Raw genomic sequence first — 13,776 nt, 5'->3', positions numbered from 1 at the left:
CATTTGTAGAAATTAGACGAACAAAGATACAAAAAGTTTAATCAAATAGGAACACAAAGCGTTTCTTTCGCCAGCAAAGTTTCAGGAAACACAGCACGTGCCTGCTCCAGCAGAAGTTCTTCGTTGTCGTAACGCGCTGAGAAATGCCCTATCAGCAAGCGTTTTACACCTGCCTCGCGCGCAATGGAAGCAGCCTGTGAAGCAGTGGTGTGAAAGGTTTCCTTTGCACGGACTGCATCTTCTTCGATAAAGGTGGCTTCGTGAAACAACAAGTCGGCTCCCCTTACCTGTTTCACAACCGAAGCCTGCGGCAATGTGTCTGAACAATAGGCATAGCTCCGCGGGGAATCGGACGGACGGGTCAGACGGTTGTTGGGAATGACTTCTCCCTCAGGAGTAACATAGTCGGCCCCATTCTTGATACGGTTCAGTTCGTAGACGGGTATCTGATAGAAGTCAATCATTTCACGGATGATGTGGTTGGGACGCGGTTTTTCGGTAAACAGGAAACCGCAGGTAGGCATCCGATGGCGCAAAGGAATGGTGGTCACCGTCAACGAACGATCCTCGTAGACCAGCGACGGCTCTTTGGTATCGAAAGCATGAAATACAACCGAAAAGGTCATCTGATGATTGAAGAAATCAATCATCGGCTTCAACAATTCCTCCAGTCCCTGCGGCGAATGGATGTGAAGTTCTGCTGTACGTCCCAGCAAATTCAGTGTCGAAATCAACCCCGGCAACCCGAAGCAATGGTCACCATGCAGGTGGGAAATGAAAATATGGTTCAGGCGCGAGAACTTCAGCCGCGATTTGCGAAACTGCAACTGAGCTCCTTCTCCGCAATCGATCATGAATAACTTGTCGCGCACATTCAGGATTTGCGACGTCGGGAAATGACGGGTGGTAGGCAAGGCCGAACCACACCCCAAGATATATAACTCAAACTTCTCCATAACGACACAAAATTAGACATAAATCACGATACCTGCCGGGATTTACTTCAAAAAAAGAGAGTGCACCCTGATATGGAATGCACTCTCTTTCCCATAAATTTATATCCGAAAAACTTATTTCTTCTTACCTTCCAGTCGTTCTTTCAAAGCAACCAGTGTGTCAATGTCACCCAGCGTAGTAGAAGCAGCCTGGTTCTGGATTATCGGAGTCTCTTCTTTCTTGCTGTTAGTGTTAGACTTCTTGGCAGCTTTCTTTTCAGCCTTGACAGCATCTTCAAAGATACGGCTGTGAGACAGAATAATACGCTTGGCATCCTTATTGAATTCAATTACCTTGAACGGCAGTTTCTCATCAAGCTGAGCCTGAGAACCGTCTTCCTTAACGAGGTGCTTCGGAGTTGCAAAACCTTCTACACCATAAGGCAGAGCTACTACAGCGCCTTTATCCAGCATTTCGATGATAGTACCTTCGTGTACAGAACCTACCGTAAATACCGTTTCGAATACATCCCAAGGATTTTCTTCGAGTTGCTTGTGGCCGAGGCTCAGGCGACGGTTTTCCTTATCAATTTCCAGCACCACTACATCCATGTCTGCACCGATCTGAGTGAATTCGGAAGGATGTTTAATCTTCTTTGTCCAAGACAGGTCAGAGATGTGAATCAGACCATCAACCCCTTCTTCTACTTCAACGAATACGCCAAAGTTAGTGAAGTTACGAACCTTGGCAACGTGCTTGCTGCCTACCGGATATTTCTCTTCGATAGTTTCCCAGGGATCAGCCTTCAGCTGCTTGATGCCCAGAGACATCTTACGCTCTTCGCGATCCAGTGTCAGCACTACAGCCTCCACTTCATCGCCTACCTTCATAAAGTCCTGAGCAGAACGCAGGTGTTGACTCCAAGACATTTCAGACACATGAATCAGACCTTCGACACCCATAGCGATTTCGATGAATGCACCATAGTCAGCCATCACTACCACTTTACCCTTCACGTGGTCGCCAACCTTCAGGTTAGGATCCAGTGCATCCCAAGGATGCGGAGTCAGCTGTTTCAGACCCAAGGCGATACGTTTCTTTTCGTCGTCGAAGTCGAGGATAACTACGTTCAGCTTCTGATCGAGCTCTACAACTTCGTGCGGATCGCTTACGCGGCCCCAAGACAAGTCGGTGATATGGATCAGACCGTCTACGCCGCCCAAGTCGATAAATACACCGTAAGATGTGATATTCTTGACAACACCCTCAAGTACTTGTCCTTTTTCGAGTTTGCTGATGATTTCTTTCTTCTGTTGTTCCAACTCTGCCTCGATGAGAGCCTTGTGAGAAACAACAACATTCCTGAATTCCTGATTGATCTTCACGATCTTGAATTCCATAGTTTTGCCCACGAATACATCATAGTCGCGAATAGGCTTTACATCGATCTGAGAACCCGGCAAGAAAGCCTCGATGCCGAATACGTCTACAATCATACCACCTTTCGTGCGGCACTTGATGTAACCCTTGATAATTTCTTCGTTTTCCAAAGCTACGTTTATGCGATCCCAAGAACGGGTAGCGCGTGCCTTGCGATGTGACAGAACGAGCTGTCCTTTCTTGTCTTCCTGATTTTCGATATATACTTCTACCGTATCACCTACTTTCAAATCAGGATTGTAACGGAATTCACTCATCGGAATGATACCGTCTGATTTGTAACCGATGTTTACAACTACTTCACGCTTGTTCATTGCAATTACGGTACCGTCTACAACCTCACGGTCGTTTACCTTGTTCAGCGTATTGTCATACGCCTTTTCCATGTCTTCGTGGCTAACAGCGGACTGTGTTTCACCATTCTCATACGCATCCCAGTTGAAATCTTCAACCGGAGCTACTTTTTCAAATTTTTCCATTCAAATAAATAAGTTGTTTTTTAATAATTAAGTGAGACATTATGTTGACTCAATAAATCAGGCGCAAAGATAGGATTATTTTCTTGAACAGCAAAACGTTCGGTCTGAAAAAAGTGGTACTTTGTCCTCTCTTCTCTCTGTTTTTCCACACAAAGTGCCATTTTGGCACTGCAAAGCGTCGCTTTACCCGTCCGAAATGGCACTTTTACATTATAGGAAACAGTGTTTTAGTTCTTCAGATAATAGGTCACCGTCGTCACCACGCGTATGTTCTTAATATAAGGTGTATTCACGTCTCGGTTGCCGATGGTAAACTGACCCTGCGAAGCGCTTTTGATTTTCCCCAGCTTGCTGTCCGAATCCTTGGCGAACTTCTCGGCAGCGGCACGGGCGTTCTTTGTAGCGTCCTCAATCATCTTGGGTTTAATGTCGTTCAGCCCCGTAAATTCGTAGGATATGTTGTAGCGGTAGTCGTCACTGACAATGGCAATACCCTGCTTCAACAGTTCAGCCTGTTCGGCCACCAGCTTGCGCACCTTCTCCACGTTTTTCGACGTTACGGTGATGACAGAGGTCGCATTATAGCGGTATGTCACATTCTGATTGCCATAGCGTTCGGCCTGCCTGTCGATGATCTCCGGCGGGACGATGCTTATCTCTTCGTCCAAAATGCCGTTGTTCTTCAGGAAAGTAACGATGGCCGCATTCTTCTTTTCCATATTCGTGTAGAGGAGAACCGGATCGTTCCCGATGTCCTTGTACATCAACGGCCAGATTACCTTGTCGGCCGGTGCTTCTATCTCGGCCAGTCCCTTTACCGTCACTACGCGCTCTCTGTCTCTAAAATCATTGATACCGCCCCTCAGCATCCAGCCGAGCAACAGCAATCCCACCGCTATAATAGCAGCTTCCAGTCTCCAATTTTTCATGCACTATTATTTTAAAAGAGTTTATCTGCAAATAAATGGAATAAAGCTGTCAACTACAAAGAGTTTCGGATAAAAGATGTTAACCTGATTCCTTTCAATGATTAAACAACTCGAACGTAAACTTGCAGCCGATTTCCTTATACTTCCCGTTGGCAAAGCCGGCAAAAACGCCGAAGTCGAATATGTGGGTACCGATGCCATAGCCCACCTCCACGTAAGGCATCAGGTGGTGCATCATCAAAGTGTTCAGATACAAGCGTTCGTTAAGCACATATTGGGTATATTTCATCAAGTGTCTCATCAACAGGAAAGGCGCCTCATACGTCAGATGGGCTCGCAGATACTCGCGCGAAGAGTTATACCACCGGCGGTCGAGCAGCTGGAAAACGCCACCGATTTCATCGTTCCACCCCACAGGAAGATTAGAGCGGGTGAAGTAGGCAAAATCTATAAAATACAGATCTTCCTGATTGGTGAACTTACCACAGCCGATGCGATAATAGATGTCGCGCATCAGTCCCAATGGTATGTTATGCTGAAGGTCCACTTCCACCCGTTCGTAAGCACTCGAACCGGCTCCTCCCTTGATACCTCGTTCCCAGTCCACCGTCAAAGTCGGATAATGGGAATACAAGTTAATCTTTCGGTCGCCGTTCATGTAGTAATACTGCCCCGGCGTCCAGCGGAGAGTCACACGGGGAGCAAAACTTCTATACGTATGACGAAGCTTGCTTAGGACACTGAGATCCCACACTTCCGAACGGTCTTTCCGCCCTCCTTCTTCCCCATTTGCACGGGTCGATGCAATCAGATCACCGTCGCCGGGTAGCAGCAGTTTGAAGTTCGAGCGCTCCACCTCTGTACGTCGGTGAATGGACAGACCGACATCCAGCACCAGTCCGTTCACGATTTCCCAACTATGAGTAACGCGGCAATACAAGTCTTTAAAATAATCCAGGTGTATCTGACTGAAGTCGAACAAGCTGTCCGGCATGGCCTTCAGTTCATCCAGCACGTCACTGCTATAAATCCGGTTACCGTTACCCACATCGAAATGGATGGAAGACCGTTTACGCGGCCAGTAGTCCAGCTGACCATTGACTGACCAGTAAAACTCATTTCGTGTGAAGTTATAACCGATACGGGGTGAAATGCGCAGCAGGCGATCGCCCGGAAACAGGCGGTTATATCGGAATACTTGCCGATAGGAAATGCCATTGGAATGGCTGTAGCTCAACAACGTCGGATTGATCAGAGGCGAACATCGCACACTGCCCACACTGGCCAAATCCAGTGTATAACGGCTTACCAGCGCATCGCCGACCGTTCCCCAGAACTCTAATTTCTTATTAGTCTTCTGATTCCTTTTCCATCCTTTCTGCATCACGGTATCCCGATACAGGAAATAAGCCCTGTACAACGAGTCTTCGTGTCTTTCCAGGGGGAATGGACGCAGCTTATTAAAGTGGGCCGTGTCACGCACGCTGGCATTCGTATCGCTGCGTAATGTATAAGAAGCCGACAGGTCATATCTGCTCTTTCCCGATCTGCGCAACTTGACAGCCGGATCACGCTGCTTTATTTTCTTATATTGAAGCACCGCCATATAGTTTCCGTCAATCACGTTTCCCACCATCTTGAACCTCACGTCGAAATCCGAATAGACCGGCAAAAACTCATCCGCACAACCCACCTGCCCCATCCGCACATGATTGCTGAAAGCCCAAATCTCCGAACGGCCCGAAAAGCGTATTTCACGTATACTCCACACATTGTCGCTTACCACCATATAGCCGCCTATCAACTGGAAGCTCTTGCTCTTAGGGATAAAACGGATGACATATTGCAGATCGTGCGCCTGCCCACGGATGGTATCAATCTGATACTTATAGTATTTCCGGGCATTGGACGCCACAGGAGAAAGCAGCTTATCGGTTAGGATGGTCGGCGAATAGATGTTAAGTCTGAAATATTGGGGCAGCTGTCCGTCCAAATCCCAGAACTCATTGGCCGTTCCCATGGTAGCCGTCACCTTCTGGTCATATATATTGGGGGCCGTAAAGCTCAGTTCGTTGTAAGTTTCCATCATATACTCCTTCACGCCCTTCCGAATACGGAACAAGGTGGGAATATAACGGAACAACTTGTTCTTTTTCTTGATGTTGATTTTTCCCTTGATATACAGTTCGGCATTGTAGCTATCCACGATACGTTCGTAAAGCGGTGCATAGAAAATGACCTTTTCCATGATAGAGTCCGCCGAAATCAACTTGCCCTGATAAGGATATGGAGCACACCCTGCCCGTACCTTCCCCAATGGGAAAAGCATCAGTAAAATACCCCATCCTATCCATAACCAGCGTGCCAACTTTGCAATATCTTTGTGTAATTGTGGCAAATATACGAATTTTTCTGTATTTCCATAGCGGTGTACCCATTGAGAAATTGTACCCAGCTTCACCTGGTAACGAAAACTCAGTACTTTACGGGATGACTCTCCCATCAAATACTCACGAACAATTTTCAGGCGCAATTCCAAAGGAGTGCGCAGTAGACGTTGATAATTTACACGCATAAATAACACTTTTAAGGTTCATAAAAGTGTCTACCTATTTCAGTAGGCATCGCTTATCATATAAATATTTTCACCACTATAAAAACATTTGTTGCAAGAAGTTGCTACATTTGTACCGACAAATCATTTTTATATTAAACCTCTAAAAACAGAAAAAAACGATGCTTACACAGATTATAAACGGACGCATATTCACACCACAAGGATGGCTGAACGAAGGTTCCGTACTCATGCGTGACGGAAAAATATTGGAAGTGACCAACTGCGACCTGGCCCTCATCGGTGCCAAGTTAGTCGATGCCAAGGGAATGTACATCGTCCCCGGCTTTGTCTGCATGCACATACATGGAGGAGGCGGACACGACTTCACTGAATGCACGGAAGAAGCGTTCCGCAAAGCCACCCATGCCCACCTGCTCCAAGGAGCCACGACCATCTTCCCTACCCTGTCCGCATCGCCTTTCGACAAGCTACACCGGGCGGCCGCCCTTTGCGAAAAGATGATGCAGGAGCCGGGAAGTCCGGTGGAAGGTCTCCACATCGAAGGCCCCTACCTGAACCCCAAGATGGCAGGCGGACAGTTTGCCGGACAGGTGAAAGCCATTGATGAAAAAGAATACAAGGAACTGCTGGAAAGCACAAACTGCATCCGCCGTTGGGATGCCTCCCCGGAGCTACCCGGCGCACTGGAGTTTGCCAAATATCTACGTGAAAAAGGAATTCTGGTAGCCGTATCACACACCGAAGCCGAATACGATGAGATCAAGGCTGCTTACGAAGCGGGATTTACACATGCCGCCCACTTCTACAATGCCATGCCCGGCTTCCACAAACGCCGCGAATACAAATATGAAGGCACGGTGGAAAGCATCTACCTAACCGACGGCATGACCATCGAACTGATAGCTGACGGCATCCATTTGCCTTCTACCATTCTGCGCCTGGCCTATAAGTTGAAGGGAGTAGACCGCACCTGCCTCGTCACCGATGCCATGTTCTGTTCGGCAACTGCGGGCAAGGAAATCAACGATCCCCGCTACATCATCGAAGACGGCGTATGCAAGCTGGCCGACCGTTCGTCGCTGGCAGGCAGTATTGCTACGGGAGACGTACTGGTACGTACAATGGTGAAGGCCGGCATTCCGTTGGGAGATGCCTTGCGCATGGCCAGCGAAACCCCGGCACGCATCATGAACATATTCGACCGCAAAGGCTCCTTGCAGAAAGATAAGGATGCTGACATTCTTGTCATGGACAAGAACCTGAACATACGTGCCGTATGGCAAAATGGCCAACTCATCGGAGAAACCAATACTTTATTCTAAAACTGCAATATCTCCTACGCAATTCAAAGTTGTCAAAGGGGCAGCATCGCGGTAAGAAAAGACACACGCGAATACAAGAGAGGCGCGAACAGCACAAGTGCGTTCCGCGCCTCTCTTATTATATTAAATCATTTGTTCAACTGCTCGTATTCGACAGAGGCTAAAATAAAGGCGCCGACCGCTTTCCCTTCGTTCTCCACTACTGTCACATCCTTACCGGCCAGGTAGTAATTGATAGTCCCTGTACGAGACGGATCTTTGGCCGGACCAAGACCTGCCGATGCACACGTCTGCACCACGTCCAACTTACCGTCCTCCCGCTCACGAATAAAAGTTTTAAGCAAACCCTGATAAGCTTTTTCAGCTACTGGAAGATAAATCTCCCGATCGAGCAATCCCAAACGGATGCCCTTCAGATAAGCATACGTAAAAATACCGGATGCCGATGCCTCCAAATAGTTGGGCACCGTCCCTACATTATATACTTTCCCATTAATCGTATCTCCCTTACCGTCGGCACTCGTTTGTGCGTCGTATTGCAGCAACTGATACCACACGCCAGAAGCCGGATCCTGCCAACGCTTCAGTCCAGATGCCACCTGATTGAAGATAGCCAGCATGTCGGGATAGTCGGCATGGTCTTTCGGCATATACTCAAGCACATCGGCCAAAGCGGCAAAATACCAGCCCATACCACGTGCCCAAAACTCCTTACTACATCCCTTGAAAGGTTCTTTCCGATTGGCCCAGAAGGAATTTTCATCTTCGGGAGTAGCCGACCAGGCATGATAGTTCAACTGCTTGCCTTCGTCATACGTATATTTGTTGATAGTCTTAAACTGCAAGGCAATATCAGCCCAACTCTGTACATTGTCCTCCGTATCATCTTGTCCAAATACATGTTGCCACTTGGCATAAATCGTCGAGCCCATATACAGCCCGTCAAGCCACATCTGATTGGGATATATAGCCTTATGGAAAAATCCGCCTGCTCCGGGAAGTCCTTCGGCTATACGGAAATGTTCGTACTTCAATTTATTACGAATAAGCGAAGCTGCGTTCTTATACCGATTGGCGTCCTTCGTATTTCCTTTCTTCAATTCATTCTTATAAAGGGTAAAGAAAACATTACCCGCAGGCAGATCGTCAATGTTACTTGGACGAAGAGCCGACTCTCCTCCGGCATTCAGGATGGCAGAACCGTCGGGTGCAGTACTGTTATCAGCATAAGCTTTTACAGCATCGTAATATTCCATTTTCTCGGGATAAAGCGTCCATGCTTTCAGTACGGCATTCGCTACCAAACCAGACACGTAGCCCCAAGACGCACTGTCCAGCCCTGTCTGGTGATGCCGATTGCCATAGAAACCTACCAAACCGTGAGACTCCACCATCCGTTGCGAATATTTCTCCGGTTGTGAAACCTTCTGTCCCGAACCGCAGCCTACCATCAAATACACGAAGGCTGCCAATAAAAGATAATTTTTCATGCTATTATAATTTTACATTAAAACATTCGTCAATAAAGAAACATCATTCACCCATCAGAAAGAGATGCCGTATTCGCCAACGGTGCAAATATAGCATTCCCCGCCCAAAATAAAAACTTTTGGGATACATCTTTACAGGTATCATCCCCCACATACTAGAAAAACGGCTTTGCACTACCGGCAAACAAAAGAGCGATGAAGGGCCGGAAGTGACATCTTTTCCGGAAAGACGCCAATCTGACAGGCGGTCGACCTTCTGTCAGAAGGCTGTAAAGCCAACAAAGTATGCAAAGTTTTAAAAAGAAGATGCTGTTGATTAAAATTCTTTTCACAAGTTAAAAAAGCATCGCAACCGGAACTGACATTCCGGCAACCGGTACGGAGTTTGCAACTCCTTAAGCGAACAACGAAACCGAAAAGGCGGAGGAGTTCAGAAGAAAAATGATAATAAAAACAACTTAAAAAATAGGAGATTACAACTATGATGCCGATTAGAAAGTACAACAATCAGAACTGGTTACCGAGTATCTTTAACGATTTCTTTGATAACGACTGGATGGTAAAAACCAACGTTACGGCGCCTGCCATCAATGTAATAGAAAACGAAAAAGATTACAAAGTAGAAGTCGCCGCTCCGGGTATGACTAAGGAAGACTTCAACATCCATTTGGGCGAAGACAACGAATTGGTCATCACAATGGAGAAAAAGAGCGAAACCGAGGAAGGAGACAAGGGTAACAAGAAGTACCTGCGCCGCGAGTTCTCGTACTCAAAATTCCAACAAGCTTTCGTCCTGCCTGAAGATGTCGAGAAAGACAAAATCAGTGCCAACGTCACAGACGGCGTGCTGACCATCGACCTGCCTAAACGCACACCCGAAGAAAGGGCAAAAATCAACCGAGTAATCGAAATACATTAATTGCACAATACCTTGTAGTAATTTGTCCGAGGCTGCTTTTCCCGCGAGGGAAGAGCAGCCTTTCTTATATATCTCACTACTCTATTCCGGCTGCAACTCGTTGGCCGACGAAGGTAATTGCTTCCACCCTTCGCCAAAAGCATCGTAGGCATCGGTCACCACCACAAAAGCACGCGGATCCACTTCCTTTATCTTCAGCTTCATACCGGCCACTTCTTTATAGCTCACCACGAGGAACAGCATTTCTTTGTCAGCGCCCGTGTACAGTCCGCTGCTCTTGATGCACGTAGCCGTGCGGTCCAAATCTTCAAGAATGTACTTGTGCAGGGCGGTCATCTTTATATCGCTGATGACAAAAATCATCTTGTCGTTCTTTGCACCGTTTATCATATAAGCAACGACACGCGAATATATGAAAATGGAAATCAACGAATAGAAAGAAAGGAACAGGGCCGGCTGCACCATATCTTCAGCACTTCCGATGCCGAAACCTATCACGACAAGACCATAACAAACCACCGCCGCGTCGGCCAACAGAATGGCTCGCGAAAAACGAATGTGGCAATACTTCTGCAACAGCATAGCCACGATGTCCGTTCCTCCCGTAGTAGCCTGGTTACGAACTACGATACCACTACCAATACCGATGACTGCAGCGCCGACGACCGTCGTCAGCATCAGGTGGTCGGACAAATTCATACATCCGCCCAGCAGCTGCGTAGGATCAAGTGCCTCCAGCGCCTCCTGCGTAGGATAGGCCAACCGCGACAGCACATTCATAAGAAAAGGGGTAATCAAGGCAGCCGCTATAGTGCGCGAACCCAGTTTGGCACCCAGCAAAACGACCGAAAGGATAAGCAGCGGGACGTCGAACATATAACCGAACGTACCCACCTGAACGGAAGGGAAAAGGTTATGAAGCACGATGCTTGCTCCATACACTCCTCCCGGAATGATATTATAGGGGTTGATAAAAAACACAAAACCGGCTGCAAGAATGGTGCATCCCAACAGGATACTAATCCATGAATAGATTGTTTTCTTCATATAATGTTATTTTTGGGCTGCAAAGATACGACAATTTTCGCTAATCACCAATTTTATAAGCATTTACAATTCGTCGAACTCACGTTAAACATACAAACTATGCACTTCACGAAACTGCAAATTTCAGAGCTCATGCGCAAGCATGCAGAGAAAGAAAATGGTCTACATGACCTGATGGAAATCATGTTAGAAAGCATAATGGTTGCAGAACGCGTTGAGTTTCTGCGAGAAGATCCCCAAAATAAGGGCAATGGCTACCGTTTGGGGCATGCCTATGGTCAAGGAAGAAAATTGGGATTCCGTATTCCTCGTGACCGTTATGGCAACTTCCATCCCCGGATACTTGCCATCCTTCGCGATCAGGAATAGGAATGTGACCGGTTGGCCGGAGTTCTGTACACCAAAGGGCTTACATAGGAACAGGTCGGGGATGTTTTTAACCAACTTTATGGCCAGCACTATTTCAAGTCCGGCATCAGACGAATGGTTGAGAGCGTCCGTTCCCAAGTGGACGCATGGCTTGAGCATGGTCTTGAGCGTTACTATCTGGTGATGTTTGTAGACTGCGTGCACATCAAGATCCACCGTAAGCGTTCGGTCTCAACCGAGGCGTTCTATGTTGTATTAGCCGTTACAGAGGAAGCCCGGCGCGATGTCCTGGGCATATTCAATATCCCAACCGAGAGTGCAGCAGGATGGAACGATATCTTTGACACACTGAAAGACAGAGGTATTGAAAGGATCGGACTCATGGTAACAGACGGCATTAAGGGTTTTGATACCGTTGTCGGGGAGAAATTCCCCGGTACACCGCTCCATAGATGGGGGAAAGACTACCGGGCGTTCAAGCTCATGCGCAGCAATGCCGGCTACAAGGCTTACATGAACTATGCCCCAGAGATACAGTTCATGATCTATACCACCATTGGTTAAGCGTCTCAACTGCGACATCAGGAGAGTTACAAGAATGTGTACAGCTATGCCCTGCGAAAAACCGGTACTGACACTGATGGGAAGTGTAGCCATGGAACACAAGGCTTTTGACCGGCTGCTTCCAAACATAACTTGCGACAAGGCGCTGTTCCCTGACTAATGGAATAGGTTTTCTTAGCCAAGAAGCCTGCCTGATCGCAAAAGGAGCCGCCATCATGACGATTCTCGGATACCTTTCGACTATCAGTATAGGCGTAACCATATTGCTGTCGGGTTGCTCCTTAGTAGAGATCGTTTCCTCCTCCGGCTACATCACAAAATTAACGATTTTGATTTGATTTATAAAATTAACCATTAACTTTGCATCATCACTCCTAAGGCAAACCTGCCTCAGACACACTTTTTTAAAACACTACCCACATATTTTTTCGGCTCGCGACTTAATGGCGCAAAAAATAACTTTCAACCGGCAATACAAAAAAGGAGACCGAAGTCTCCCTGAAATTAACTAATTTTGTATTGCTATGTATAGACAATTAACCTCGGAGCAAAGGTCGCAAATTTTCGTCTTATTCCAAAAGAAAACATCGAGAAAAGAGATCGCCCTGCTGGTAGGGTGCTCTCTGTCAACGCTAAGCCGTGAACTGAAGCGTAATTCCACAGACCAGGGTAACTATTTGTATGACAAGGCTCACCAAAAGGCTCTTGAACGGAGGAAACGCACAACATCCAACCGTGCAGAGGATCCTGCGATCGTATGGGAGGCTTTAGACCTGCTGAAAGAAGAGGACTGGTCGCCCCAGCAGATATCTGCGGATATGAAAAGTTACGGCAAACATATCTCGCACGAACTCATATACCGTCATATCCGTGCAGAACTCACGGGGGGAACTCGCATCCCACTGTCGCCATAAGATGAAGTACAACCGGTATGGCAGACCTGACAGAACCACAAAGGTCAAGAACATCCCCGACCGTGTAAGCATACATGAGCGCCCGTTGAGGCTGACGGTACCCGCTTCGGAGACCGGGAAATGGACACAATCGTCGGAAAGGACGGCGGGGGTGTAATTGTCACCCTGACCGAGAGAAGCACAAATATGCTGCTCATGGAAAGGCTGCCACAAGGGAAACGCCCGGAGCCACCGGCTAAAGCCATCATCAGACTCTTGTTCCCGTACAGACACACCGTCCGGTCCATAACCACAGACAATGGCTCTGAGTTTTGTGCCCACAAACTGATTTCAAAGGCACTCGCTCCTAAAGGGTCGAAGAAGCCAAATCTCGTATTCATTGCCGATTCGTACTCATCCTGGCAGAAGGGTGCCATTGAAAACGCAAACAGACTCATTCGACAATACATTCCGAAAGGGACGGACTTTTCGACTTTGACCGATGCATTCATCCGCAAAATTCAGTATAAAATCAACAGAAGACCTCGTAAAAAACTCAATTTTGAATCCCCTAAGAGTGTTTCCTTCAGACTTATCGTTAATTTTGCACTTGCCTGTTGAGAGTAGGAAGCGGTACGATATATTGGTGGTATATAATGAAAAAAATTATCCAATCTATTGCAAGTTTTAAAAATAGTCGTATCTTTGCAACGTTTTTGAAACGGAAGTGACGGGCGTTTAGCTCAGCTGGTTCAGAGCATCTGCCTTACAAGCAGAGGGTCGGCGGTTCGAATCCGTCAACGCCCACAC

Annotated in this window: 8 protein-coding genes, 1 tRNA gene and 2 pseudogenes; 5 read left to right on the top strand and 6 right to left on the bottom strand. The window is 47.2% G+C overall.

Going from position 1 to position 13,776, the window contains the following annotated elements; translation table 11 throughout:
* Positions 1-41 precede the first annotated feature (41 nt).
* From Q0Z70_RS08740 to Q0Z70_RS08725, 4 genes are all read right to left on the bottom strand, one after another.
* Entirely contained in the window at positions 42-956 is a 915-nt protein-coding gene (locus tag Q0Z70_RS08740) for a ribonuclease Z (RefSeq protein WP_298073707.1), read from the bottom strand.
* A gap of 114 nt (positions 957-1,070) precedes the next feature.
* Positions 1,071-2,855 carry a 30S ribosomal protein S1 gene (gene rpsA, locus Q0Z70_RS08735; protein WP_298073706.1) on the bottom strand — a complete coding sequence of 595 codons (1,785 nt, stop codon included), beginning with the start codon at positions 2,853-2,855 and terminating at the stop codon, positions 1,071-1,073.
* Positions 2,856-3,082: 227 nt separating this feature from the next.
* Positions 3,083-3,784: an SIMPL domain-containing protein gene (locus Q0Z70_RS08730; RefSeq protein ID WP_298073705.1), complete on the bottom strand. Its 702-nt coding sequence runs from the start codon at positions 3,782-3,784 to the stop codon at positions 3,083-3,085.
* Between the two features lie 94 nt (positions 3,785-3,878).
* The gene (locus Q0Z70_RS08725) at positions 3,879-6,359 is read right to left on the bottom strand and encodes a DUF5686 family protein (RefSeq protein WP_298073704.1); all 2,481 of its coding nucleotides are present in this window, start codon (positions 6,357-6,359) and stop codon (positions 3,879-3,881) included.
* 161 nt (positions 6,360-6,520) lie between these two features.
* Here Q0Z70_RS08725 and nagA point away from each other — a divergent pair, with 161 nt between their 5' ends.
* Positions 6,521-7,684: an N-acetylglucosamine-6-phosphate deacetylase gene (nagA, locus tag Q0Z70_RS08720; protein WP_298073703.1), complete on the top strand. Its 1,164-nt coding sequence runs from the start codon at positions 6,521-6,523 to the stop codon at positions 7,682-7,684.
* Between the two features lie 128 nt (positions 7,685-7,812).
* Here nagA and Q0Z70_RS08715 read toward each other — a convergent pair whose 3' ends face one another.
* Positions 7,813-9,174: a glycoside hydrolase family 88 protein gene (locus Q0Z70_RS08715; RefSeq protein ID WP_298073702.1), complete on the bottom strand. Its 1,362-nt coding sequence runs from the start codon at positions 9,172-9,174 to the stop codon at positions 7,813-7,815.
* Positions 9,175-9,655: 481 nt separating this feature from the next.
* On the opposite strand from Q0Z70_RS08715, the gene Q0Z70_RS08710 reads away from it, so the two are divergent.
* Positions 9,656-10,093 carry an Hsp20/alpha crystallin family protein gene (locus Q0Z70_RS08710; RefSeq protein ID WP_298073701.1) on the top strand — a complete coding sequence of 146 codons (438 nt, stop codon included), beginning with the start codon at positions 9,656-9,658 and terminating at the stop codon, positions 10,091-10,093.
* 81 nt (positions 10,094-10,174) lie between these two features.
* Here the strand turns inward: Q0Z70_RS08710 and Q0Z70_RS08705 are convergent, their stop codons facing one another.
* Complete coding sequence (locus Q0Z70_RS08705) at positions 10,175-11,140, bottom strand: YitT family protein (protein ID WP_298073700.1); 966 nt, start codon at positions 11,138-11,140, stop codon at positions 10,175-10,177.
* 3 nt (positions 11,141-11,143) lie between these two features.
* Between Q0Z70_RS08705 and Q0Z70_RS08700 the strand changes: the two are divergent.
* The 3 genes and pseudogenes from Q0Z70_RS08700 to Q0Z70_RS08690 all read left to right on the top strand — a co-directional run bounded on the left by Q0Z70_RS08700 (position 11,144) and on the right by Q0Z70_RS08690 (position 13,773).
* Positions 11,144-12,073, top strand: a pseudogene (locus Q0Z70_RS08700) (transposase).
* Between the two features lie 524 nt (positions 12,074-12,597).
* Positions 12,598-13,587: pseudogene (locus tag Q0Z70_RS08695) on the top strand (IS30 family transposase).
* 111 nt (positions 13,588-13,698) lie between these two features.
* A tRNA-Val gene (locus tag Q0Z70_RS08690) sits at positions 13,699-13,773 on the top strand.
* The last annotated feature ends 3 nt before the right edge of the window (positions 13,774-13,776 follow it).

The organism is uncultured Bacteroides sp. (assembly GCF_947632445.1).
Taxonomy (GTDB): Bacteria; Bacteroidota; Bacteroidia; order Bacteroidales; family Bacteroidaceae; genus Bacteroides.
The sequence above is the reverse complement of the archived record's forward strand: the minus strand, read 5'-3'. Positions and strand labels throughout refer to the sequence as shown.